Source organism: Microbacterium pullorum (assembly GCF_014836535.1).
Lineage (GTDB): Bacteria > Actinomycetota > Actinomycetes > Actinomycetales > Microbacteriaceae > Microbacterium > Microbacterium pullorum.
Map to the genome: position 1 here is coordinate 497432 of NZ_JACSQP010000001.1, position 22497 is coordinate 519928.

Annotated in this window: 24 protein-coding genes and 1 pseudogene; 14 read left to right on the plus strand and 11 right to left on the minus strand. The window is 71.4% G+C overall.

The window, feature by feature from the left end:
• Positions 1–2 precede the first annotated feature (2 nt).
• Positions 3–692: a rhamnogalacturonan acetylesterase gene (locus H9651_RS02460; RefSeq protein ID WP_191717493.1), complete on the plus strand. Its 690-nt coding sequence runs from the start codon at positions 3–5 to the stop codon at positions 690–692.
• On the opposite strand, the gene H9651_RS02465 is transcribed toward H9651_RS02460, so the two are convergent.
• The 6 genes from H9651_RS02465 to H9651_RS02490 all read right to left on the minus strand — a co-directional run bounded on the left by H9651_RS02465 (position 659) and on the right by H9651_RS02490 (position 7479).
• A complete protein-coding gene (locus H9651_RS02465) occupies positions 659–1990 on the minus strand; it encodes a serine hydrolase domain-containing protein (RefSeq protein WP_191717494.1) in 1332 nt (443 codons plus the stop codon). The two genes, H9651_RS02460 and H9651_RS02465, sit on opposite strands and share 34 nt — an antisense overlap.
• Positions 1983–3128, minus strand: coding sequence for a Gfo/Idh/MocA family protein (locus H9651_RS02470; protein ID WP_191717495.1), 1146 nt, complete (start codon positions 3126–3128; stop codon positions 1983–1985). The genes H9651_RS02465 and H9651_RS02470 overlap by 8 nt, the downstream gene beginning before the upstream one ends.
• Positions 3125–3946, minus strand: a complete 822-nt coding sequence (locus H9651_RS02475; protein ID WP_191717496.1) for a DUF6807 domain-containing protein — start codon at positions 3944–3946, stop codon at positions 3125–3127. The genes H9651_RS02470 and H9651_RS02475 overlap by 4 nt, the downstream gene beginning before the upstream one ends.
• Positions 3943–4956, minus strand: a complete 1014-nt coding sequence (locus H9651_RS02480; protein ID WP_191717497.1) for a LacI family DNA-binding transcriptional regulator — start codon at positions 4954–4956, stop codon at positions 3943–3945. Before H9651_RS02480 ends, H9651_RS02475 begins: the two co-directional genes overlap by 4 nt.
• 4 nt (positions 4957–4960) lie before the next feature.
• The gene (locus tag H9651_RS02485; protein ID WP_191717498.1) at positions 4961–6490 is read right to left on the minus strand and encodes a glycoside hydrolase family 43 protein; all 1530 of its coding nucleotides are present in this window, start codon (positions 6488–6490) and stop codon (positions 4961–4963) included.
• A 500-nt stretch (positions 6491–6990) separates the two neighbouring features.
• A complete protein-coding gene (locus H9651_RS02490) occupies positions 6991–7479 on the minus strand; it encodes a hypothetical protein (RefSeq protein WP_191717499.1) in 489 nt (162 codons plus the stop codon).
• An 87-nt stretch (positions 7480–7566) separates the two neighbouring features.
• On the opposite strand from H9651_RS02490, the gene H9651_RS02495 reads away from it, so the two are divergent.
• The 10 genes from H9651_RS02495 (at position 7567) to H9651_RS02540 (ending at position 15565) form a co-directional block, all read left to right on the plus strand.
• Positions 7567–8010: a MarR family winged helix-turn-helix transcriptional regulator gene (locus tag H9651_RS02495; RefSeq protein ID WP_191717500.1), complete on the plus strand. Its 444-nt coding sequence runs from the start codon at positions 7567–7569 to the stop codon at positions 8008–8010.
• A gap of 4 nt (positions 8011–8014) precedes the next feature.
• Positions 8015–8479 (plus strand): DUF3817 domain-containing protein, encoded by a 465-nt coding sequence (locus H9651_RS02500; protein WP_191717501.1) that lies wholly within the window; start codon positions 8015–8017, stop codon positions 8477–8479.
• Positions 8480–8513: 34 nt separating this feature from the next.
• Positions 8514–8921, plus strand: a complete 408-nt coding sequence (locus H9651_RS02505) for a DoxX family protein (protein ID WP_318244726.1) — start codon at positions 8514–8516, stop codon at positions 8919–8921.
• A gap of 1 nt (position 8922) precedes the next feature.
• Positions 8923–9690 carry an LLM class flavin-dependent oxidoreductase gene (locus tag H9651_RS02510; RefSeq protein WP_191717502.1) on the plus strand — a complete coding sequence of 256 codons (768 nt, stop codon included), beginning with the start codon at positions 8923–8925 and terminating at the stop codon, positions 9688–9690.
• A 79-nt stretch (positions 9691–9769) separates the two neighbouring features.
• The gene (locus tag H9651_RS02515; protein WP_191717503.1) at positions 9770–10522 is read left to right on the plus strand and encodes a DUF1684 domain-containing protein; all 753 of its coding nucleotides are present in this window, start codon (positions 9770–9772) and stop codon (positions 10520–10522) included.
• Positions 10523–10586: 64 nt separating this feature from the next.
• Entirely contained in the window at positions 10587–12098 is a 1512-nt protein-coding gene (locus H9651_RS02520) for an ABC transporter substrate-binding protein (RefSeq protein ID WP_191717504.1), read from the plus strand.
• A gap of 35 nt (positions 12099–12133) precedes the next feature.
• Positions 12134–13078: an ABC transporter permease gene (locus H9651_RS02525; protein WP_225216220.1), complete on the plus strand. Its 945-nt coding sequence runs from the start codon at positions 12134–12136 to the stop codon at positions 13076–13078.
• Positions 13075–13965 (plus strand): ABC transporter permease, encoded by an 891-nt coding sequence (locus H9651_RS02530; protein WP_191717505.1) that lies wholly within the window; start codon positions 13075–13077, stop codon positions 13963–13965. Before H9651_RS02525 ends, H9651_RS02530 begins: the two co-directional genes overlap by 4 nt.
• Positions 13962–14792 (plus strand): ATP-binding cassette domain-containing protein, encoded by an 831-nt coding sequence (locus H9651_RS02535; RefSeq protein ID WP_191717506.1) that lies wholly within the window; start codon positions 13962–13964, stop codon positions 14790–14792. The genes H9651_RS02530 and H9651_RS02535 overlap by 4 nt, the downstream gene beginning before the upstream one ends.
• Positions 14792–15565, plus strand: coding sequence for an ABC transporter ATP-binding protein (locus H9651_RS02540; protein WP_191717507.1), 774 nt, complete (start codon positions 14792–14794; stop codon positions 15563–15565). The genes H9651_RS02535 and H9651_RS02540 overlap by 1 nt, the downstream gene beginning before the upstream one ends.
• A gap of 195 nt (positions 15566–15760) precedes the next feature.
• Here the strand turns inward: H9651_RS02540 and H9651_RS02545 are convergent, their stop codons facing one another.
• Positions 15761–16879 (minus strand): class I SAM-dependent methyltransferase, encoded by a 1119-nt coding sequence (locus H9651_RS02545; RefSeq protein WP_191717508.1) that lies wholly within the window; start codon positions 16877–16879, stop codon positions 15761–15763.
• A complete protein-coding gene (locus H9651_RS02550; RefSeq protein ID WP_191717509.1) occupies positions 16876–18135 on the minus strand; it encodes a DUF4921 family protein in 1260 nt (419 codons plus the stop codon). The genes H9651_RS02545 and H9651_RS02550 overlap by 4 nt, the downstream gene beginning before the upstream one ends.
• Before the next feature lie 103 nt (positions 18136–18238).
• Between H9651_RS02550 and H9651_RS02555 the strand changes: the two genes are divergently transcribed.
• Positions 18239–18631 (plus strand): DoxX family protein, encoded by a 393-nt coding sequence (locus H9651_RS02555; RefSeq protein ID WP_191717510.1) that lies wholly within the window; start codon positions 18239–18241, stop codon positions 18629–18631.
• A 4-nt stretch (positions 18632–18635) separates the two neighbouring features.
• Here H9651_RS02555 and H9651_RS02560 read toward each other — a convergent pair whose 3' ends face one another.
• Genes H9651_RS02560 through H9651_RS02570 form a run of 3 tightly spaced genes read right to left on the minus strand, consistent with a single transcriptional unit; the run spans position 18636 to position 21042 of the window.
• The gene (locus H9651_RS02560) at positions 18636–19505 is read right to left on the minus strand and encodes an NYN domain-containing protein (protein WP_191717511.1); all 870 of its coding nucleotides are present in this window, start codon (positions 19503–19505) and stop codon (positions 18636–18638) included.
• Between the two features lie 2 nt (positions 19506–19507).
• The gene (locus H9651_RS02565; protein WP_191717512.1) at positions 19508–20491 is read right to left on the minus strand and encodes a Gfo/Idh/MocA family protein; all 984 of its coding nucleotides are present in this window, start codon (positions 20489–20491) and stop codon (positions 19508–19510) included.
• Positions 20488–21042, minus strand: a complete 555-nt coding sequence (locus H9651_RS02570; RefSeq protein ID WP_191717513.1) for a hypothetical protein — start codon at positions 21040–21042, stop codon at positions 20488–20490. Before H9651_RS02570 ends, H9651_RS02565 begins: the two co-directional genes overlap by 4 nt.
• A 132-nt stretch (positions 21043–21174) precedes the next feature.
• On the opposite strand from H9651_RS02570, the gene H9651_RS02575 reads away from it, so the two are divergent.
• Together H9651_RS02575 and H9651_RS14610 are read left to right on the plus strand one after the other, a co-directional pair.
• Positions 21175–22194 (plus strand): LacI family DNA-binding transcriptional regulator, encoded by a 1020-nt coding sequence (locus H9651_RS02575; protein ID WP_191717514.1) that lies wholly within the window; start codon positions 21175–21177, stop codon positions 22192–22194.
• A gap of 145 nt (positions 22195–22339) precedes the next feature.
• Positions 22340–22497 (plus strand): annotated as a pseudogene (locus H9651_RS14610) (L-ribulose-5-phosphate 4-epimerase); the annotation flags it as partial.

Genomic DNA, 22497 nt, shown 5'->3' on the forward strand with positions numbered 1-22497 from the left:
CCATGCGCATCGTGATCACCGGAGACTCCACCGCGAGCGACTACGCGCCCGAGCATGCTCCACGCACCGGCTGGGGGCAGGCGCTGGCGGCCCGGGGCGACCTCGTGGTGAGCAACCATGCCCTGTCGGGCGCGAGCACGGGGAGTTTCATCGAGGCCGGGCTGCTCGATGCGGCCCTTGCCGAGCTGCGCCCGGGTGACGCCCTGCTGGTGTGCTTCGGCCACAACGACCCGAAGCCCGACCACCGCTACACCGATGCCGACACCGCGTTCCCCGCGAACCTGAGACGCTTCGTCGCGGGTGCCCGCGAGCGCGGAGCCGTTCCGGTGCTGCTCACGCCCATCGAACGACGCCATTTCGTCGGGGACGTGCTGGAGACGACCCACGGGCCGTATCCCGACCGCACCCGCACCGTCGCCCGCGAGGACGACGTCGCGCTGATCGACCTCACGCTCGGCACCCGCCGCCTCTGGCAGAGCCAGGGAGTCGAGGCGAGCAAGGACTCGTTCCTGTGGCTGGCGCCGGGGGAGTGGCCCGGGTACCCCGACGGCGAGCAGGACGACACCCACCTCTCCGCCGCGGGTGCGTCGCTCGTCGCGGAGCTCGTGCTCGAGGGGCTGCTCGCGCACGGCATCGTCGCGGTCGCGGATCGGCCCGATCAGGGCGCCGAGGCGGCAGCCGCTGCGCGATAGGTGCCGCGCCAGGTCCATGCCGGTCCGATCGCCGGACCGAACCCCTGCGACATGACGCTGATGAGGTCGTCGGCGTGTGTCACGATCCGCATGCGCACGGACGCGATGTCGTCGGCGGCGGCGCTCACGCGCAGCTCGAGGACGCCGGGTGCGCTCCACCCCGCCGTGACGACGGCACGCCCGAGACCGAGCTCCGCCACCACCGGTGCGGTGACCGAGTAAGGGACGTGCTCGCCGCCGATGCGCACCTGCCCGGTGTCGGCGGCCAGATCGACGTGCAGCTGCGTCGGGGCGTCCTCACCGGTGAGCACCTCGTACCGCCCGCGCCGTGTGCGGGCATAAGCCGCATCGTGTGCGCGGGTCGGCGCACGCAGAACGGCGCCCGGCGCGGGCGTCTCGGCGCCCAAGGCCTCGCAGAGCAGATCCACGAGCCGTTGATCTCCGCTGGCCAGCGCCGTGGCATCGGCCGTCACGACGGCGGCGACCTTCTTCGCCGGATCGCCGTACACGAGCTGGCCGCCGAGGCCGAACATCAGCCAGGCGCCCCCACCGGGAAGCCACACCTGGCGCCCGTACCCGGCGCGCAGCGGCGCGCCCCACGTCTGCATGCCGGGGTCGCTGCGGCGCTCGATCAGTCGGCGCACGACGGCTTCGGGGACGATGCGGGAGCCGCCGCGCACGCCGCCGCCGTTGATCACCTCCGCCAGCGGCAGCAGATCCGCCGGTGCCGCCATGAGCCCGGACCCGCCGTGGCTGTATCCCTCGGGTCCGGTCAGGAAGCGGGCGCCGGCCCCGACGCCGAGGGGCTCCAGGACGCGAGGCCGGAGATAGTCGAGCACGGTGCCGCCGCTCAGGCGCTCCACGAGCGCCGCCAGCACGTAGGAGGCGCTGGTGTCGTAGGTGAAGAACGTGCCCGGGCGGTGGGTCGGCGGCACGCGGAAGTACGATTCGAGCCAGCCGTCGCCCTCGGCGTCGTAGGTCGTGCGGCTGTGCGGGCCGGTCATGGCCAGCATGTCGTCGATGCGGGTCTCGGCGAGCCACGGGTGCACCGGGGGCATCTCGGGGAAATGATCCACGACGGGGTCGTCGAGCGTCAGCGCGCCCTCGTCTGCGAGCAGGAGGACCGCGAGGCCCGTGATCGACTTCGACACCGAGTACAGGCGGTGCGGCTCATCGACGTGGAAGGGGGCGATGCCGTCTGTCACGGCGAGCTCGCCGTCGACGCTCACCTGCAGGGTGTGCAGCGCGATATCGGCATCGAGTGCCCGATCGACGAACCCGGAGAGCGCGTCACCCATGGCGGGACTCCACCGCGAACGGCACGCCGAGCTGCGCGAACGTCTGCTGCGTGCGCAGGGCGTCGCTGAGCGCCGGCTCCACATCGCGGACCACCGGGTGCCGGCCCAGCTCATCAGTGCGCCACGCCACGTGCTCGCGTGCGATGGGCGTCGGCGCAGGCGCGCTGACGACGGCATCCACGAGCCGCATGAACGCCCCGGTCTCCTCGATCGGCGCGCACAGGCGCGCCGCGGTCTGCCGCGCGGCGAGCAGATCATCGAGGAGTCCGACGAAGCCGAACGTCTCCTCGGCGGTGACGGACCCGTGCGGGTCCAGCAGCTGCACCCGCCCGGTCTTGTAGAACAGCCGCAGCATGCCGCGCTCGCCGACCACGTCGACGTGCGGCTCGAGGTTGCGTGCCGCCGCCAGCGTGACCGCGGTGGTCAGCCGGCGACCGTCGGCGAGGTGCAGGATCGCCACCGACGTGTCGTCGGCCTCGATGGGATTGGCGCGGTAGAGGTCCAGCGCGATGTCGGTGACGTCATCGCGCCCGGTGGTGCCGGCCAGTGCGAGGGCCGTGGCCGTCGCGTGCGCGAGCGGATTGGTGAGCACCCCGTCGGCGACCACGACGCCGTCGAGCGTGCGTCTGCCCGCCCAGCGCGCACGGGACCAGTACCACTCGTCGCGCACCCAAGCGCCGGTGGCGGCGTAACGCACGACCTCGCCGATCTCGCCCGCGGCGATACGCCGGCGCACGGCATCGATCGCGGCGCAGCCGAGGCTCTGGAAGCCGATCTGCACGCGGGCGCCGTGCTCACGGGTGAGCGCGGTGAGCCGGTCAAATTCGTCGAGGGTGGCGGTCGTGGGCTTCTCGAGCAGCACATCGGCGCCGGCGCGCACCGCGGCGGCGGCGAGGTCGAAGTGGGTGTGGATGGGGGTCGACACCACCACCACGTCGACCGCTTCGGCCTGGAGCAGAGCGAGGCCGTCGGCGTGCCAGATGACGCCCGGCGGAACCGCCCCCTCGGGTGGGTGGGGATCGGCGACCGCCGCCAGATGCACGCGCCCCTCGTCGTGCAGCCGCACCACGTGGGCCAGGTTCTTGGCGCCGTGCCCGCCGATGCCGATGACGGCGACGCGGGGGATGCCGGCGCTCACACCGCCTCCAGGATGCCGGAGAGCAGGCGGGCGCCGACCTGGTCGGGCGCCGTCGACGGCGCGTCCATCACCGCGACGGCGAGGGTGAGGTCCAGCGTGTCGCCGGCGGCGAGCCGCCGCCGCTCGGTCACGGCGACGGCGGGACCGAAGCCGACGTAGCCGGTGTCGCGCACGAACCACGGCATCGCCGTGGTGGTGGCCGCCACGACCGAGGCATGCGGCCCGTCGATCGCGAGCCACGACGAGAGCGAGCCGTGCGCCGCGGCGATCCCGGCGCCGTCGTGCGTGCGCACGGTCGCCCGCTCGAAGGGGGTGCGCCAGAAGAGCCCGCCGTAGAAGGCGCCGTCCCGGCCATTCGTCTGAGGGCTCCCGAAGGTGACGTCGCCGGCGGTGGCGCACAGTCGCGACCGCCAGGTCAGATCCCATCCCTCGGCGGTCTCGGTCGCGGTGATCGTGCGGGTCTCCGCGAGCACCGTGGCATCCCGGTGGTCGAGCCAGGTCAGGGTCTCGACGAGCCGGCCGCCCGACGCATCCACCTCGCGTTCATCGACCCGCTGGATGCCGTGATTGTCGAGCAGCACCGACCCTGCGTCACGGCGGAAGGTGCGGCCGCCCCAGAACGAGACCCCGTTGACGTCGGGGAGGGCCAGGCTCAACCCGAGGTGATGCCGATGATCGGCGGGAGTGACCTCTGTGACTCCCGCGCCGGAGCGGGTGGTCCCCGTGAGGAACGGCCGAGGCGACAGCACGCGGTCGAGGTCGCCGCCGTCGTCGTAGGTGACCGCGGCTGCCTCGCCGCGGAGCAGATCGATCCTCACGAAAGCTCCTTCGTACTTCCTCGCACGGCCAGTCCGGGCGAGAACATGATCGGTTCGCGCAGCGGCTCTGCCGTCATCTCGGAACGCAGCACCACCCAGATCTGCTCGCCGATGTCGGCCAACCGCGCCGTCATGGTGGTCAGCGACGGCGAGGAGTAGCGCGAGAACGGGATGTCGTCGAAGCCGGCGACGGAGAGGTCGTCGGGCACCGAGACCTTCTCCTCGGCGAGCCGGCCGAGAAGGCCGAGGGCCACCACGTCGTTGAAGGCGATCACGGCGGTCGCGCCGGTGTCGCGGACCGCGGGCCACGCGCGGTAGCCGTCTTCGAAGGAGTATCCGCAGGCGACGTCGATGATGTCCGCATCGGGCTGGGCCTGTCTGATCTCGACCAGCCCCTTCTCGCGTTCCCAGTTCGACCGTGCGTCGGCGGGACCGGCGAGGAAGACGATGCGTCGGTGACCGAGCTCGATGAGATGACGGGCGATCATGATCGTGCCGGCGTGGTAGTCGATCCGCACCGACCCCGCGTTCTTGCCGGTGGTGCGGTTGAAGACCGCCACGGGGGCGATCCGCGGCAGGAGTTCGAGCAGAGCCGCCCGCGTCATACGGGGGGAGAAGAGGGCGACGGCATCCGTGCGGTCCCGCAGATCCTGCGCGAGGACGCTCTCGCGCTCGGGATCCTCGAACGAGTCCGCCACCACCACGTGATAGCCGTCGTTCGCGGCGGCGCGGTTGAAGCCGTTGAGCACCTGGTGGAACATCGGGTTGCCGAGGTCGGGGACCACGACGCCCACCGTGCGGCTCACCCCGAGGGAGAGGGAGCGAGCCGTCTGGCTGGGGGTGTAGCCGAGATCGGTGATGACCCGGCGGACCCGTTCGGCGAGGTCCTCGTTCACCGTCTCCACGCTGTTGAGCACGCGCGACACTGTCGCCTTCGACACGCCCGCGGCGCGCGCGATGTCGTTGATCGTCGTCTGACGCGTCGGCGTCGTGCGCGCGCGCTTGCCCACCAGCTCAGTCCCGCACGTCGATCGAGAAATGAGCGAACCGGCCGACGGTCTCGACGGTCCGCGGCCCGGCGGCGAAGAGCGACAGGGATGCCCCCACCCAGCGCCCCGGCCGCGCGCGGAACACGGGATCGGTGTCGATGATCACGGTGTCTCGTGCCGTCACCACGACCCGCACGCCCGCGTCGGCATCGACCTGCACACGCACATGCGCCTGCGGTTCGGACAGCGGCGAGGTCGCGATGACGCCCTCGGTGACGTCGCCCGGGTGGCGCACCGCGACGACCGCCTCGAAGCCGTCGTCCGTGGAGCGCACACCGGCCCAGAGATACGCCTCTCCCAGCACCGCGATCCCGGCGCGGGAGCCTGCCCCGACGCTCTCGAGGGCGATGTCGACGTCGCTCGTCGAGGGCATGCCCGGCAACGGTTGCGAGAGCACCCGCGGCATCGTGCGCACATTGTCGCCTTCGGGGTTGCCGCGCAGGCCCAGCCCGGGGCCGGCGCCGACGATCGCCCGAGGGTCGGGATTCGCCTCCCATTGCCAGTGGGTGCCCGGCATGCCGTCCGCGAAGTCGTCGGGGCGTGCGAGCGTACGCACCCGCGGACGCGTCTGCCCGCGCTCGGGGAACGCAACGGCATGCTCGATGACCGGCTGAGGGTCCCCGCCGCCGGCCGCCTGGCCCATCGTCGGCCAGCCGTCGTTGCCCCAGGCCATCGGCTGCAGGTGAAGCACCCGCCCGTACACGCCCCGATCCTGGAAGTGCAGGAACCAGTCGCCGCCGTGCCCGTCGTCGACCCACGCGCCCTGGTGCGGACCGTTCACGGGGGTGTCGCCCTGGGCGAGCACGATCCGGTGCTCGTACGGCCCGAACGGATCGTCGGCGCGGAACACCGTCTGCCACCCCGTGGCCACGCCGCCGGCGGGGGCGAAGATCCAGTACCGGCCATCGCGCTGGTAGAACTTCGGGCCCTCGAGCGTCGTGAAGCCCTCGAGGCGATCGCCGTCGATGACGTCGACGGGAGGGCCGACCGCATGCCGCAGCTGCGGGTCGACGGGCACGACCGTCAGCACGTTCTTGCGTCCCGAGCGGGAGTGCGCCCAGCCGTGCACGAGGTAGGCGTTGCCGTCGTCGTCCCAGAGGGGACACGGGTCGATGATCCCGAGGCCGCGCAGCAGCGCGTGGGGCGCGGACCACGGTCCGGCCGGATCCTCGGCGGTGACGACGAAGATGCCCTGATCGGGGTCGGGGTACACGACGAAGAACCGGCCGTCGTGGTGACGGATCGAGGGAGCCCACACCCCGCCACCGTGGCGGGGGAGCTCGAACCACGGCGCGGGCTCGCCGCCGGCGAGCGCATAGCCGACGCGCTCCCAGGCGACCAGGTCGTCGGACACCCACAGCGGCAGTCCGGGGGCGCGGTGGAAGCTCGACGCGACGAGGTAGAAGCGGTCTCCCACGCGTATCGCGTCGGGATCCGGGACATCGGCGTCGATGATCGGGTTGCGATACGAGCTCGCATCATTGACGAGGTTCATCCCCGTCAGCCTAGGTGAGAAACCGGTTCCTGTCCACGATTCACGCGGGGTGGTGGCGGCGGTGAGGCCTCGGCTGCGGTCTCGACCCGCTCCGGGAGTGCCCGTGACCGCGAACGACGGGAACCCGCCGTCGGTGTGCAGCAGGTGGCCGGTGATTCGCCGGCCTTCCCGCGAGAGCGGGCGGCGCCGGCGACAGGGGAACCGGCCCGGTGCGATCGTAGGCGCGCGGCCCCGCCGTCGGAATTCAGGCTGTGAGCGGGTGAGGGCGTGTTGCGGGGGTGCGGGTGCGGCGGTGCCGGATTTTCGACAGGAGAACTGGCTCGCCGGCGAGCGGCGCGCCGGGTGGGCGGACGCAGTCGGCGGGTGTGGGCGGACCTGTGGCCGGTGGACCTGCGGCCGGTGGGGCGGGCCGGCGTGGCCGTCGGAATTCAGGCTGTGAGCGGGTGGCGGTGCCGCAACCGGGGGAGTGGCCGGGGGTGAGACTGAATTCCGACGGGAGTTCAGGGGGCGACGAGGCGGGCAGCGCGGCGGCGGCGGACGAGCGCGACGACCCACTCGACGACCAGCCACATCCAGCCGGCGAGCCAGACGGATGCCGCGACGACGCAGACGGCGGAGGACACGTCCGATGCGGCGCGGTCGCCGGCCAGGCCGGCGGCGAGCATGAAGGTGGATCCCCAGTCGCCGCTGTCTCCACCGTCGACGAGGAAGAAGCCGACGAGCACGACGGCGATGCTCGTCGCCCACGCCGCGATCAGCGCGCGCCGGGCGCCGGTTCCCTCGCGCAGCGCCCCGCGGCCACCGAGGTAGCCGCTCGCGGCCACGGCGATCTGCAGGGCATAGCCGACGAGCCACACCGGCGCGGTCCAGATGATCGCGACGACCATCCAGCCCGCCGAGGCGAGCTTGAGTGCCAAGGCGACCAGGGGGAGGACGATGAGGGCGGTCCCGGTCAGTCGGGCGGTCGTGGAACTGAGTGCTCGGGTCATCGTTTAATCCTGCCCGGGCGTCGTGCTGCGGTGTGACGGATCGATAGCATCGAGAGAGTGTCGGTTCACAACGAGGGAGGAATCGCGATGAACGCTGAACGTCCCCCCTTCAGCCCGGTCATCTCGCTGTTGACGGTGTCTGCCATCTGGGATGCGCGACTGGGCGCTGCGCTGAAGGCCATCGGGCTCACCACGCGCAAGTACGGTCTGCTCGCCCACATCGGCGCCGAACCCGGCATCTCGTTCAGCGAGCTCGCCCGCCGCAGTCAGATCACCGTGCAGACCGCTCACACCGCGGTTCGTGCCCTTGCCGGGGCGGGAATGGTGGCGGATGCCACCGCGCACGCGGGTGCAGCGTCAGACCTCCGCGTGACGAAGAAGGGGCAGCGCGCCCTCGACGCCGCGGTTGCACTCCTCGCCTCGCTGGATGTCGCGTTCAGCGGCGCCCTGCCCGCGCTCGCGTCCGCGCTGGAGGGCCTGCACGAGCGCCCGTTCGGTGAAGAGGACGCCACTGACCTTCAGGTAGACTGAAGGAATGTTCCGCACCCCTCTGGCACTGTTCCGCGTGCTCGCATTCGCCGAAGCCGTCTCGTGGACACTGCTGATCACCGGACTCGTGCTGCGCGCGACGGTGGGGCTCGACATCGCCGTCTCGATCGGTGGCGGCATCCACGGGTTCGTGTTCCTCTCCTACGCCGCGACCGCGATCGTCGTCGCCAAGAACAACCGCTGGTCGCCGTGGCCGACCACCGTGGCCGTCGGCGCGGCCATCGTGCCGTACGCCACCATCCCGGTGGAGATCTGGCTGCACCGCACCGGCCGCCTCGCCGGACAGTGGCGCCCGACCGAGACCGACGACCCGCGCGACCTCACCTGGCACGACCGGATCTTCCGCACGCTGCTGCGCCACCCCTGGCTGTTCGCCCTGGCGCTCGCGGTCGGCGTCGTGGTCGTGTTCACGGTGCTGCTGATCATCGGCCCTCCCGGCGGTCGCGACTGACCCGGGCCATCCTGGCGGATGCCAGGATGGGCACGTGTCGACGTCGATCCTCCGGACCATCGCGCGCGGGGTGCTCGCTGGGCTCCTCGCCGCCGCGGGCCTGGCCCACCTGTTCTGGCTGCGCCGAGGGTTCCGCATCGCGGTGCCGCCGTGGGCGACGCGGCTGCTGCACACCGACGAAGACATGATCGTGGTGGCATCCGGCGCGGCAGAGCTCGTGCTCAGCGCCGGGCTGGTCGCCCTGCCGCGCGAGCGGCGACGCGCGGGCATGGCCGTCGCCGCCTTGTTCGTCGCGGTGTTCCCCGGCAACGTGCACCACTGGGCCACGGGCGTCTCCGCGCCCGGGCTGCGCACCGACCGGGCCCGACTGCTGCGACTGTTCCTGCAGCCGATGCTCGTCGCGTGGGCGCTGTGGGCCACCGCGCCGGAGAGGAGTCGCTGACATGCTGTCGATCGGCATCGCCGCCGCCGCCGGACCCGAGGTCGCCGCGGCGCTGGCCCCCGTGCTCGAGCGTGCGGGCTTCCACGCGCTCTGGGTGAACGACACCCCCGGCGCCGATGCGCTCGCCGTCCTCGCCGCCGCGGCCGCGGCATCCGACCGCCTGATGCTGTCGACCGGCGTGATCCCGATCGACCGCCGCAGTGCCGACGACATCGTCGACACCGTCGCGCGGCTCGACCTGCCGCAGCACCGGCTCACCCTCGGCATCGGGTCAGGCGCGCTGCGCACGGGCGCGCTGGCGCGCGTGGGGGACGCGGCCGCGGCCCTGCGGCAGCGCACCGCAGCGCGCGTCGTGGTGGGCGCGCTCGGACCGCGCATGCGCCGCCTGGCGGCGGGGCAGTCCGACGGCGTGCTGCTGAGCTGGCTCGATCCCCAGACGGCCGCGGAGCAGGCGGTCACCGCCCACGCTGAAGCGGTCGGCGCCCACGTCGCCCTCTATGTGCGCACCGTCGTCGACCCCGCCGCCGATGCGCGTCTGCAGGCCGAGACCGATCGCTACGCCGGGTTCGCGAGCTACGCGGCCAACTTCGCGCGGCTCGGTGTGGCGCCCCGCACGACCGTCATCGACAGCGCGGCCGACATGCCCAGCGCGGTCGCCGCCTACCGGTCGGCGGTCGACGAGGTCGTGCTGCGCGCGGTGACCGCCGACGACGACCCCGAGGCGTATGTCGCGTTCGCGGAGCGCGTCGCCCGCGCGACAGCCGACTGACGTCGCTACCGCGCAATCTGCGTCACAGAAACACGCGGAAACGGAATTATCGAACGCTCCCGGCGTTTGATTACCTGTCATGGTGAGTACTCAAACGATTCCGACCGCGTCCGACGCCTACGCCGAATGGGCGCGAGCCCGTCGGCAGGCCGTCACCGCCCCGCAGGGCGCCCTCTCGCTCGTGCTCACGCACTGGTCCGCCCCGGGCGAGCCTGCCGTGGACGAAGCCGTCGCCCGCGACGGTCAGCCCGACGAGGCGCTGTTCACCCGACTGCAGCGCACCGACATCGACACCGGCCTGCCGCAGGAGGGCTACCGCATCTGGCGGCAGGATTCCCCCGCCCAGCAGGCCTTCGAAGACATCGACCGCTACCCGTACGACCCCGCCTGGGTGCTCGAGGGCCGGTTCGAGCTCGTCGACGAGCAGCGTGTCGTGCCGTTCGAGCACATCCGGGATGCCGGCGCCACGCGGAGCCTCCCCGTCTCCGGCGATCTCGTGTTCACCGTCGACGGCACCGAGTACCGCCTCAACGCCTTCGACACAGTCTCCGGCGGCACCGCCAAGCTGCAGCTCGTCTTCGGCGACCGCACCAACGGCGCCGAGACCTACGGTGCCGGCCGTTTCCTCTTCCTCGACCGCCCCGCGGAGTCCCGCGCCCTGCGCCCCGGCGACAGCGTCGCCCTCACGATCGACTTCAACCTGGCCACCGTGCCGCCGTGCGGGTTCTCGAACCAGATGAACTGCCCGCTGCCGCCACTGCAGAACCGGCTGCCGTTCGCGCTTCGCGCGGGCGAGAAGACCGTGCGCTTCGCCGACGGCTTCACTCTCTGACCCTCCCTCCCACCCGAATCCGGCCCCGCGCCGACTGCTTCACCCTCACAGCAAAGGACCCGACGTGACTTCACGCCGCCTCAATCGACTCCTCGCCGCCTCCGCTGCGGTGTCCGCCGGTGCGCTCGTGCTCGCCGGCTGCGCCTCGGGCGGCGCACCCGCGGCATCCGGCGACGCCGACGCGTCGGCCGAGATCGTCGTCGGCTCGCAGAACGAGCCCACGAACCTCGACCAGATCTTCGGCGGCTCCTCCGGCGTCACCGAGGCGTTCACCGGCAACGTCTACGAGGGCCTGTTCCGCATCACCGACGACGCCGAGGTCGAGCCGCTGCTGGCAACCGCGACCGAGGTGTCGGACGACGGGCTGGTGTACACCTTCGCCCTCGCGGATGCCACGTTCCACTCGGGCGACCCGCTGACGGCCGACGACGTGAAGTACAGCCTCGAGCGGTTCGTCGGCGAGGAGTCGATCGCCGCCCGCAAGAACCAGCTCAGCGTCATCGACACCGTCGAGGTGATCGACGACAAGACGGTCGCCGTCACGCTGAGCCGGCCGTCGATCAGCTTCACCTACAACCTCGGCTACGTCTGGGTCGTCAACGACGAGGCGGGCGAGCTCACCACGACCGCCGACGGCACCGGGCCCTACGCCCTCGCCGACTACCGCAAGGGCGATTCGATCACCCTCGAGGTGAACGAGGACTACTGGGGCGACGCCCCCGCCAACGGCGGCGTCGTGTACCAGTACTACGCCGACGCGACGGCACTCAACAACGCGTTGCTGACCGGCTCGGTCGACCTCGTGACGAGCCAGTTCAACCCCGACAGCCTCGCCGAGTTCGAAGCCGCCGGCTTCGAGATCATCGAGGGCACCTCCACCACGAAGGAGCTGCTGGCCTTCAACAACCGCATCGAGCCCTTCACCGACGTGAACGTGCGCAAGGCGCTGTATTCGGCCATCGACCGAGAGAAGCTGCTGGATGCCATCTGGGATGGCCGCGGTGAGCTGATCGGCTCGATGGTGCCCCCGTCGGAGCCGTGGTACCTCGACCTCGCCGACAACAACCCCTACGACCCGGCCCTGGCCGAGCAGCTGCTGGCCGATGCCGGCTACGCCGACGGATTCTCCTTCACCATCGACACCCCCGACTCGGGCGTGCACTCGACGGTGGCGGAGTTCCTCAAGTCGGAGCTGGCGAAGGTCGGCGTCACCGTCGACATCAACATCATCACCGACGACGAGTGGTACCAGAAGATCTACACCGACAAGAACTTCGAGGCGACCCTGCAGGGCCACGTCAACGACCGCGACATCAACTTCTACGGCAACCCCGACTTCTATTGGGGCTACGACAACGCCGACGTGCAGACCTGGCTGGCCGAGTCCGAGGCGGCATCCACCGTCGAGGAGCAGACCGAGCTGATCGCGAAGGCGAACCAGCAGATCTCCGATGACGCTGCGAGCATCTGGCTCTACCTCAACCCGCAGCTGCGCATCGCGGCTGAAGGGGTCACCGGCGTGCCGGAGAATGGATTGAACTCCCTCTTCTACGTGTACGACATCACGAAGGCGTAGCGATCACCCGGTATCTGCTTCGACGGACAGGATTGTTGCTGCTGGCGTTCGCGCTGGCGGTGACGATCCTGTTCGTCGTGCTGCGGGTACTCGGAAACCCGGTGTTCGCGCTGATCTCGGTCGGGGCGACGGATGCCGAGATCGCCGCGGCCGCCGCGCGCCTCGGGGTGGACCGGCCGATCTGGGAGCAGTTCGCGTCGTACATCGGGCAGCTGCTGTCATTCGACCTCGGCCAGTCGTTCACCAACCGACTGAACGTCGGCGACGAGATCGTGCGGCGGCTCAACGTCACCCTGCCGCTGACGCTGCTGTCGTTCGCGCTGTCGGTGATCATCGCGGTGCCGGTCGGCTTCTTCGCCGCCTGGAAGTCGCGCACCTGGTACGGCACCACGTTCTCGGCGGTGTCGCAGCTGGGAGGGGCGATCCCGGTGTTCTGGGTCGGCATCCTGCTCGTGGCGGTGCTCTCTCTCGGGTGGCGGCTGTTTCCGGCAGGCGGCTTCCCCCGCACCGACTGGGAGGACCCCGGGGCGGCGCTGTACTCGCTCGCGCTGCCGGTGATCACGATCGCGATCGTCGCGGGCAGCGACCTGGCGCGGTACGTGCGCAGCGCGACGCTCGACATCCTCGGGCAGCAGTACCTGCGCGCCGCGCGCGCCGCAGGCCAGAGCTTCGGCACGGCACTCTGGCGCCACGGTGTGCGCAACGGCGTCGTGCCGCTCATCTCGATCCTCGCGATCCAGCTGTCGACGACGTTCGTGGGCGCGGTCATCATCGAGCGCGTGTTCGCGCTACCGGGCCTGGGTGACATGCTGCTGGTCGGCATCAAGGAGCAGGATTTCCCGAGCGTGCAGGGCGTGCTGCTGTTCTCGACGGCGCTCGTGCTCGTGCTCGGGTTCATCGCCGACGTGCTGCAGCGCATCATCGACCCGCGCCTGCGGGACTCCCTCTCCGGCAACCGACGGACGAAGGCCCGCGCATGACCGTGACGCTCCTGCCCGACGGCGCGGCACCGGCACCGGCCCCCGCACCCGCGGCATCCGCCCGCCGCCGGCACGCACGCCGGTCGATCAACCTCGCCGTCGGCGCGGCCCTGTTCGGCCTCATCGCCGTCATCGGCCTCGTCTCGGTGTTCTGGACGCCGTTCGCCTACGACGACACCTCCGGCGGGCGCTTGCAGCCGCCGTCGCTCGAGCACTGGGCGGGCACCGACAGACTGGGTCGTGATCTGTTCACCCAGCTCATGATCGGTGCGCGTCTCGCGCTCGCGGTGGGGTTCGGATCCGTCCTGATCGCGGCGCTCGTCGGCATCACGCTGGGACTTTGCGCCGCCGTCGCCCGGCGGTGGGTGGACGACGCCGTTTCGAGCCTGCTCGACATCGCGATCGCCTTCCCGACGCTGCTGCTGGCGATGCTGATCGTGGCGTGGCGGGGGGCGTCGCTGGACTCGGCGATCCTCGCGATCGGCTTCGCGGGGGCGGCCGTCATCGCCCGGCTCACCCGCATCACCGCGACGCGGGTGCTCGCGATGGACTACGTCACCGCGGCGCGGACGTCGGGCGCCGGCACTCTCGGCATCGTGCGTCGGCACGTGCTGCGCAACGTCTGGCCCACCCTCATCGTCCCGCTCGCGCTGCAGTTCGGCGGGGCCGTGGGCGCGGAGGCGTCGCTGTCGTACCTCGGCCTCGGCTCGCCGCCGCCCAACGCCTCGTGGGGGCGGATGCTGCAGGAGGCGCAGAGCACAGTGCTCGTCGCCCCGACCGCCGCGATCCTCCCCGGCGTTCTGCTCGTGGCCCTCATCATCGGGGTCAACCTGCTCGCCGACGGCCTGCGCGACGTCGCCGACCCGACCTCCCGGAGCATCGGATGAGTGCGCTGCTGACCATCGAACGACTCGGCGTGCGCATCGACGGGCCCGCCCCGGTCGACCTCGTCCACGCCGTGGACGTCGCCCTCGCCCCCGGCGAGCGGCTCGGGATCATCGGCGAATCCGGTTCCGGCAAGTCGCTCACCGCCCTCGCGGTGCTGGGGCTGCTCGGGCACCCGCTCGTCGCGCACGGGTCGGCGCGGGTGGCGACGGATGCCGGTGAGGTCGAGATCGTCGGCACGCCGTCGCGGCGCCTGGATCGTGTGCGTGGTGCGACCATGAGCGCGGTGTTCCAGGAGCCGCTGTCATCGCTGGATCCGCTCATGCGGGTGGGCAAGCAGGTGGCGTGGCCGCTTGCGCACCACGGCGGGCTGCGCGGTGAGGCGTTGCGGCGCGGCGTGCTCGATGCCCTCGCTGACGTGCAGCTGAGCGACCCCGAGCGCATCGCGCGGTCGTACATCCACGAGATCTCCGGTGGGCAGCGTCAGCGCGTGGCGATCGCGATCGCGCTGGCGGCGGGACCCCGGCTGCTGATCGCGGATGAGCCCACCACGGCGCTGGATGTCACCGTGCAAGCCGGCATCCTGGAGCTGCTGCAGCGCGAGGTCGCCGAACGGGGCATGTCGCTCGTCTTCATCAGCCACGACCTTCCGGTCGTTTCCGGCATCGCCGACCGCGTGCTGGTGATGCGCGGCGGCCGGCAGGTGGAGCTGGGCGAGACGGCGCAGATCCTGGGCGCCCCGAGCGACCCGTACACGGCCGAGCTCGTCGCGGCATCCCGGCGCCTGGACGGCTTCCTGCCGAGGCCGACACCGGAGAGGGGCGCGTGATGACGGACGCGCAGACGCCGCTGCTGGCGACGGAGGACGTGACCTTCGCGTACGGCCGCGATGCCCCGGTGCTGCAGGGCGTGTCGGTCGCGCTCGCGCCGGGCGAGAGCCTGGGTCTCGTGGGCGAGTCGGGCGCAGGAAAGACGTCGCTGCTGCGGGTGCTGCTCGGACTCACTGCGCCGACGTCGGGTCGCGTGCTGTTCGAGGGGCGTGCGCTCGACCGGCGGTCGGCCGCATCGATGCGCGAGTTCCGTCGCGCTGTGCAGCCGGTGTATCAGGACCCGTTCTCGTCGCTGGATCCCCGCATGACGGTGGGGGAGTCGATCGTCGAGCCGCTGCAGTCGCTGCGGCTGGGCGATCGCGCGTCGCGGGCCGCGCGCGTGGCAGAGCTGCTGACGGCGGTCGACCTGCCGGCGGATGCCGCGGAGCGCTACCCCGAGGCTTTCTCCGGCGGGCAGCGCCAGCGCATCGCGATCGCGCGCGCCCTCGCGCCGCGGCCACGACTGATCCTCGCCGATGAGCCGGTGAGCGCCCTCGACACCTCCGTGCGCATGCACGTGATCGAGCTGTTCCAGCGGCTCGCGCGCGAGCAGGGCATCGGGATGCTGCTGGTCTCGCACGACCTCACCATCGTGTCGGCGCTGTGCCGTCGCATGGCGGTGCTGGAATCGGGCCGCATCGTGGAGGAGGGACCGACCGAGCGCCTGCTCACCGCGCCGGATCACCCGTACACACGGCGGCTGCTCGCGTCGGTGCCGCGCCTGCCGGCCTGACCCGGCGCGCCGCGGTGCGGTGCGGCGGTGGCTGGTGGCATCCGGTCGTCGCCGGTGCTTCGGGGATCGCCGGTTCTTCGGAGCGGATCGGGGGTTTCGCTCCGAGGTTGTGGCTTTCTCCGAAGTCGTGGCGACGGATCGGGTGGATGCCGGCTTGCGGTCGTCGGGCGAGCGCAGCGAGACGAAACGGGGCCGTCAGCCGCGGTGGGTCGAGACCGTCACGGTGAACTTCGGGTCGCGCGCGACCTGCCGGGTGGGTCCCACCAGGCGCTCGAGCGCGGGGCGGTAGCGCAGCGGTGAGTTCCACACGCACCACAGCTCCCCGCCCGGTCGCAGCACGCGCGCGGCGTCGGCGAACAGGCGCGGCGCGAGTGCGTCGGTGACGGCGGCGCCGCTGTGGAACGGCGGATTCAGCGCGATGAAGCCGACGGAGCCGTCGGCCAGCGCCGACAGCGCATCGTCGCGGGCGACGGTCACCCGGTCGGCGACCCCGTTGGCTGCGGCCGTCGCGCGCGCCGAGGCGACGGCCGCGGCCGAGGCATCCGACGCATAGACCGACACCGACGGATGCCGCATCGCGAGCGCCGTCGCGATCACACCGGTGCCGCAGGCGAGATCCACCACGAGGTCGCCGGGCGCACCGGAGGGGATCTGCTGCGGGAGGTGCGCGAGAAGCAGCCGCGTGCCGATGTCGATGCGCGGCCCCGCGAAGACCCCGCCGAACGCGCACACCACGAGGCCGTCGTGGCTCTCGCGCGCCGCCACCGGGTCGGCACCGTGCTGCGGTCCTCGGGCGACCAGGACCCGGGCCTTCTGGCGCGCGTGGGTCACGTCGAGTCGGGCGAAGTGCTCTCGCAGCACATCGTTCATCGCGAGCGCCATGTGCTTGATCCGTCCGCCCGCGAAGACCACCACGTCGGGGCCGGCGTGCGCGGCGATGAGTCCGGCGGTGTCGCGCAGCGCCGCGAGGGAGCGGGGGAGGCGCAGCAGCACGACGCGTGCACCGCGCACGAGGTCGGCCTCCAGCGGCATCGAGTGCACGCGATCCGAAAGCCCGAACCGCTCGGCGTTCGCCGCGAGCGCCTGTTCGCCCGTCACCGGATCCTGATGCACCCGGATGCCGGTGGCACCGGCATCCGCCGCGCCCAGGGCGAGGGCGCCGTATGCGTCGCCGATCACGACGAGCTCGCCGTCGCCGAGCCCGCGCCGGGGTGCGGCGGACTCGTCCAGCAGCAGCCGGTCGGCGGCGTCGACGGCGGTGAGCGACGCCGACTCGACGTCGGGCCACCGCTGCAGCTGATCGAGGTCGATCATGCGTCGTCGGCGTAGCGCAGCCGCGCATCGCCGGGCGTGCACTCGTCGCCGATGCGGATGCCGGCGGCGATGCGACCCTCGTCGCGCAGCGCCCGCAGCTGGGTGACGGCACGCTCGCGCAGCTGCCACGGGTCGATCGTGTTGACGTAGATCTTCGTGCCGCCCTCGAACCCCGCCGGGGTCGAGATGCGCCACTTCAGCACCACCCGCCACGGCATGGGCCACGGTGCCCCCGGCGGCCGGTAGTGCCACTCCTCGTTCGTCGGCACCTGCGGTCCGGTCGCGGCGTGGAGCGCATGGACGAGATCCGACATCGCGCGCACCTCCTGAGCGGTGTGCTCGTGGGGGAGGTTGGCGGTGGAGGTCGAGTACACCTCGAACGCGGGGTAGCGGTGACCGACGCCGGCGAACACCACCGCACCGTCGGTCGCGGCCACGACGAGTCCCTCCCGCACCGCCATGTCGGCGATGGCCCGCTGATAGAGCGCGTGGTCAGCCGACAGCATGCGCAACTCGTGGTCGAGCTGGGGTCCCGGTTCGTCGATCGCGACGAGCTGCTTGTGCAGGTGGTCGAACGACGCTCCTGCCGCGCGCAGCCAGTTCTGGAACACCGCGACGTACGCCGCGTTCGGCTGCGCCCGGGCGATCTCGTCGAGTGACTGCACCGTGAAGGCGATGTAGGCCGCGTGCTCGTCGGGCGTCAGCATGCCCGACGAGGCCAGCTGGTCGTCGGTCGCGGCGCCGTCGACGACGTGCCGGCGGGCGACGACGACGTCGTGCGATCCGCCGACGAGGTCCAGTGCCGCCTCTTCGAGGCTGGGCGTGTCACCGGTCGCGGCGGCGCGGATCGCCGCCAGGTGCTGCAGATGCCGCCGCCCGACCGGGTCGGCCAGATACTCCTGTGCCCACTGCACGACGCGGGTGGGCTGGCGGAACCCGTGGTTCTCGCGCCAGTACTCCGCCGAGACGATCTCGAACAGGTTGCCGAACCGGCGGAACTCCGCGACGGTGTCCGACAGTTCGCGGGCCGGCACGCGCCGAACCTCGGTGAAGTCGGGGCCGATGAGTCGCACCTTCTCGGGTGTGGTCTCCAGATACCGGTCCTGGCAGAACGCACACAGTCGCCGCTCATCGCCGGGGGAGAGTACCGCGACGTCGTCACGTGGTACGAAGAGCGGTCGGCCGGCGCGACCGGGAACCGTCCACACGCGGGTGCCGGTGAGGGGACCGACCTGCTTGATGGTGCCATCCGGCATCCGCTGAAGTGGGGTTCGTTGCCTGGCCTCGCTCACCACTTCAGCCTAGCCACGCCCCTGTCAAGCCGTCGCCGCCCTCGCCGCAGTGCACTTGACTGTCGCCATGAGAATCGTCGCGCGCTGGCTGCTGGCCGGCTTCATGCTGTTCGCCGGAGTCAGCCATCTGTTCTGGGCACGCAAGGAGTTCCAGGCGCAGGTGCCGGATGCCATCACCGAGATCATCCCCATCGACAAGGACGGTGTCGTGGTGGCGTCGGGAGTGGTCGAGGCCGCGTTCGGGGTGGCGTTGATCGCGCTGCCGAAGGAACGGCGGCGTATCGGCGCCGCGCTGGCGGCCTTCTTCGTCGCCGTCTTCCCCGGCAACATCGCCCAGTACACGCACAAGCGCGACGGTTTCGGGCTCGACACCGATCAGAAACGGCTGGCGCGCCTGTTCTTCCAGCCGCTGCTGGTGGCGTGGGCGCTCTGGTCCACCGCTCCCGCCGCCCGGCGCTGAGAGGTCAGCGCGCGTCGGGGTGGAAGCGCACCTGACGGGTGTTGCCCTCTTCGCGCAGCTCGACCACCGTCGGGTGCTCGCGCAGGAAGTCGGTGAACGTCTTGTGGCCCAGCTCCTTCTCGCTGAACGACGGGTCCATGCGGCGCATGAGGTCTTTGACCGCAGAGGCGTTGACCCACTCGTCGTCGGTGCGCACGCCCTCCAGCCGCAGCGCGCGCTCGAGCAGTTCGGTGGAGGGGTCCACGACCCGCTTGCGGGCGCGCGAGCGCGCCGGCGCGGCATCCTTCTTCTCGGCGTTGGTCTCGGGCCGGGTCACACCCGGAAGCGAGTCGTACGAATCGAACTGGTCGCACGCCGCGGCGAGCGACTTGGCGGTGGAGCCGGCCACTCCCACGCCGACCACGATGCGGCCCAGCCGCTTGCAGCGCTGCGCGAGCGGCACGTAGTCGCTGTCGCCGCCGACGATGACCACGTGGGTGAGGTCGGGCAGGCGGAACATGTCCTCGACGGCATCCACCGCAAGGCGGATGTCGGCGCCGTTCTTGGCGTAGGCGGCGGCGGGGAACAGCTGCACGAGGTCGACGGCACGCGCGACGAGCTGCGCGCGGTATTCGGCGTTGACCGGCATGGACCAGTCGGCGTAGGCGCGCGTCAGCACGAGGGTGCCGAACGAGGCGGCGTAGTCGATGATGGCCCCGACGTTGATGGTCGCCGCCGCCAGGCGTTCGGCGACCTCGGGGTCGGTGACGTCCGCGGCGATCTTCTGACGGTCGCGGGAGTAGGCGTTGCGCCCGTGCACGCGGTCGTACCAACTCATGACGATGTTGTCGAAGTCGAGGTAGACCGCGACGCGGGCCGGCTGAGGATCGGCCATGATCATGCCTCCTGGGGGTAGTGCACGCCGATCTGCGCGCGGATGTCGTCGAGCGTGCCCATGATGGCGACGCTCTCGTCGAGGGGGAGCAGGTCGCTGTCGACGCGTCCCTCGGCGATGAGGCGTTCGGCCGCGAGTGCCTGGTACTGCATACCGCGCCCGTCGACATCGGAGGCGTACTCCTCGAGCACGGTCCCGTCGGGAGCGGTCAGACGGAAGGTCGTGGGCGTGTACCAGACGCGGTCGATGTCGATGCGGGCCCGGGTGCCCACGATGTGGGCGCTGTTGGGGCCGGCCGCCCGCGACGACGACACCGTCGTCGACAGCGCACCGCTGCCGTGCGTCATGACGGTGGCCACCTCGGCGTCCGCGCCGGTCTCGGCCAGTCGCGCCACGGCCCGCACTGTGGTGGGCGCACCGAGGATGTCCCACGCGAAGGACACCGGGTAGATGCCGAGGTCCAGCAGCGCCCCACCCCCGAGCTCGAGGTCGTTGAGGCGGTGCGTCGGGTCGTCGGTGATCTGCTGCGTGTGGTCGGCGAAGACGGTGCGCACCTCGCCCAGGGCGCCGTCGGCGATGAGTGTGCGCACCCGCACCATGTGGGGGAGGTAGCGCGTCCACATCGCCTCCATCGCGAGCAGGCCGGTGCGGCGGGCGACATCGCGCACGGCGGCGGCCTCAGCGGCGGTGAGTGTGAACGGCTTCTCGACGAGCACGTGCTTGCCCGCCTCGAGCATGGCGATGGCGTTCTCGGCGTGGGCCGGGTGAGGGGTGGCGATGTAGACGATGTCGACGTCGGGGTCGGCGGCGAGGTCGTCGTACGAGCCGTGGGCGCGGGCGATGCCGAACTCGTCGGCGAAGCGCTGCGCGGAGCCGGCGCTGCGCGAACCGACGGCTGCGACATCGAGCCCCGCTGTCTGCAGGTCGCTCGTGAAAGCGTGGGCGATACCGCCCGTGGCAAGGATCCCCCAGCGAAGTCCGGTCATATTCCGAGCGTACCCGGCGCCGCGGGCGGCCGCGGCGGCTGCTCCGACACCGCCAGCAGGAACGCGATGATCTGCACGCCCGTCGCCTCCAGCCGCGTGCCGCGGCCGAACTCCCAGCCGTCGTCGCTTGCGCGCACCCGGTGGCCGGCGACGACCACGCGGCGCGGCAGCGGGGCTGTCGTCGCGGCGTAGAGGGCGACGGCCCCGGTGACCGCGGGCGGCAGCTGCGCGGTCACTCCCGCGCTCTCGGCCAGCAGCAGATACGCCCGCACGACGCGTGACAGGGAGCGGATGCCGCGCCTGCGGCCCTCGCGCACCCGGGTGGACAGCAGCAGCAGGCCCGCTTCGTCGGGGGAGACGTCCTCGCGCAGACGCGCGGCAGAGACGAACTCTTCGGCGAGACCGGATGCCTGTTCGGGCGGCGTCGCGGCGACGATGCGGGCGGCGGATGCCACGACGCCGGCGATCTGTTCGCGGCGGTCGCGGGAGACCGTGGACTCGTCGGAACCCGGTCGATTGCTCAGGGGCAGGAAACGTCCGAGATCCGGCATGCGGGCAGTCTAGGCCCGCGGGTCCGGGTGCGCGAGGAGTCGTGGATGCGACGAAAGACGGGCGCCGCGCGCGGCTTTGCCGACATAATGGATGCCAGTGATGTGACCGTGCACATGCAAGGGCGGACGAGGATGACCGACGATGCGAGCGGGCGAAGGCCCAGCATCCGCGATGTCGCGCGGCTGTCGGGCGTCTCGCATCAGACCGTCTCCCGCGTGCTGAACAACCACCCGAGCATTCGGCCGGCCACCCGCGATCGCGTGCTGGCGGTCATGGCTGATCTGCAGTACAGCCCCAATCGTGCCGCGCGGGCCCTCGTGACCAGCCGCTCGCAGACCATCGGCATCCTCGCCGGGTCGAGCTCGCAGTACGGGCCGGCGTCGAGCATCGCCGCGATCGAGGCCGCGGCGCGCGCCCGCGGGTACTGGGTGTCCACGGCCAACATCGAAGCCGGCGATCCGCAGTCGATCCCCGACGGACTGTCGCACCTCATGGCCCAGTCGATCGAGGGTCTCGTCGTCATCGCCCCGCAGGTGCGGGTCTTCCGCGCGCTCGCCGCCCAGCGCATCGACATCCCCTACGTCACGCTGCAGTCCACCGATCTCGACCCCGGGCACACGCTCTCGGTCGACCAGATCGCGGGGGCCCGGCTGGCCACGCGCCATCTCATCTCGCTCGGACACCGCGACATCTACCATCTCGCGGGGCCGCAAGACTGGATCGAGGCCGAGGCGCGCATGATGGGGTTCCTCGACGAGATGAGCGCCGCCGACATTCCCACGACGGCGCCGATCCTGGGGGACTGGACAGCGGAGTTCGGCTACTACGCGGGCCGGGAGCTGCTGCGGGTGCGGGACTTCACCGCCATCTTCTCCTCGAACGACCAGATGGCGCTGGGGCTCATGCACGCGATCCGCGACGAAGGGCTCGACGTGCCGCGCGACATCAGCATCGTCGGATTCGACGACATCCCCGAGGCGGCACATTTCTGGCCGCCGCTGACGACGGTGCGGCAGGACTTCCCCGAACTCGGGCGCCGCTGCGTCGATGTGCTGCTCGGCACCGAAGACGGCGCTCCGCCGTCTTCGGGCGGTGCACTGGTGCCCGAACTGGTCGTGCGGGCCTCGGCCGCGGCACGCGTTCGCGCCTGAGCGGCGTTACCAACCCGAGATCGGTGACGGCTTGACACGCACCATCGCGGGATCGCTATAGTTTCCTCAATGTGAACGGTCACATTGACCGGGCATTCGATCACCCGACATCGTCGAGCAGGGCAAGGGAGCCGAACCTGTGGCACTGGGCAGTGACGCCGAACGTCAGCAGCGGTACGTCAGCGGGGTCAAGACCGAGGTCGCCGTCGCGCGTGTGCGTGCGGAGGTGGCGGGGTTGCATGCGGAGTTGGTGCGGTACGGCCTGGTGGTGTGGACCGGGGGGAATGTGTCGGGGCGGGTGCC

Bases quoted from the DNA above. Each gene is read 5' to 3' on its own strand.
- H9651_RS02570 (WP_191717513.1), bottom strand. From the start codon at position 21,042: ATGCCGGATCTCGGACGTTTCCTGCCCCTGAGCAATCGACCGGGTTCC.
- H9651_RS02510 (WP_191717502.1), top strand. From the start codon at position 8,923: ATGCTGTCGATCGGCATCGCCGCCGCCGCCGGACCCGAGGTCGCCGCG.
- H9651_RS02560 (WP_191717511.1), bottom strand. From the start codon at position 19,505: ATGGCCGATCCTCAGCCGGCCCGCGTCGCGGTCTACCTCGACTTCGAC.
- H9651_RS02495 (WP_191717500.1), top strand. From the start codon at position 7,567: ATGAACGCTGAACGTCCCCCCTTCAGCCCGGTCATCTCGCTGTTGACG.
- H9651_RS02465 (WP_191717494.1), bottom strand. From the start codon at position 1,990: ATGGGTGACGCGCTCTCCGGGTTCGTCGATCGGGCACTCGATGCCGAT.
- H9651_RS02555 (WP_191717510.1), top strand. From the start codon at position 18,239: ATGAGAATCGTCGCGCGCTGGCTGCTGGCCGGCTTCATGCTGTTCGCC.
- H9651_RS02515 (WP_191717503.1), top strand. From the start codon at position 9,770: ATGGTGAGTACTCAAACGATTCCGACCGCGTCCGACGCCTACGCCGAA.
- H9651_RS02565 (WP_191717512.1), bottom strand. From the start codon at position 20,491: ATGACCGGACTTCGCTGGGGGATCCTTGCCACGGGCGGTATCGCCCAC.
- H9651_RS02540 (WP_191717507.1), top strand. From the start codon at position 14,792: ATGACGGACGCGCAGACGCCGCTGCTGGCGACGGAGGACGTGACCTTC.
- H9651_RS02485 (WP_191717498.1), bottom strand. From the start codon at position 6,490: ATGAACCTCGTCAATGATGCGAGCTCGTATCGCAACCCGATCATCGAC.
- H9651_RS02535 (WP_191717506.1), top strand. From the start codon at position 13,962: ATGAGTGCGCTGCTGACCATCGAACGACTCGGCGTGCGCATCGACGGG.
- H9651_RS02530 (WP_191717505.1), top strand. From the start codon at position 13,075: ATGACCGTGACGCTCCTGCCCGACGGCGCGGCACCGGCACCGGCCCCC.
- H9651_RS02575 (WP_191717514.1), top strand. From the start codon at position 21,175: ATGACCGACGATGCGAGCGGGCGAAGGCCCAGCATCCGCGATGTCGCG.
- H9651_RS02550 (WP_191717509.1), bottom strand. From the start codon at position 18,135: ATGCCGGATGGCACCATCAAGCAGGTCGGTCCCCTCACCGGCACCCGC.
- H9651_RS02545 (WP_191717508.1), bottom strand. From the start codon at position 16,879: ATGATCGACCTCGATCAGCTGCAGCGGTGGCCCGACGTCGAGTCGGCG.
- H9651_RS02500 (WP_191717501.1), top strand. From the start codon at position 8,015: ATGTTCCGCACCCCTCTGGCACTGTTCCGCGTGCTCGCATTCGCCGAA.
- H9651_RS02460 (WP_191717493.1), top strand. From the start codon at position 3: ATGCGCATCGTGATCACCGGAGACTCCACCGCGAGCGACTACGCGCCC.
- H9651_RS02490 (WP_191717499.1), bottom strand. From the start codon at position 7,479: ATGACCCGAGCACTCAGTTCCACGACCGCCCGACTGACCGGGACCGCC.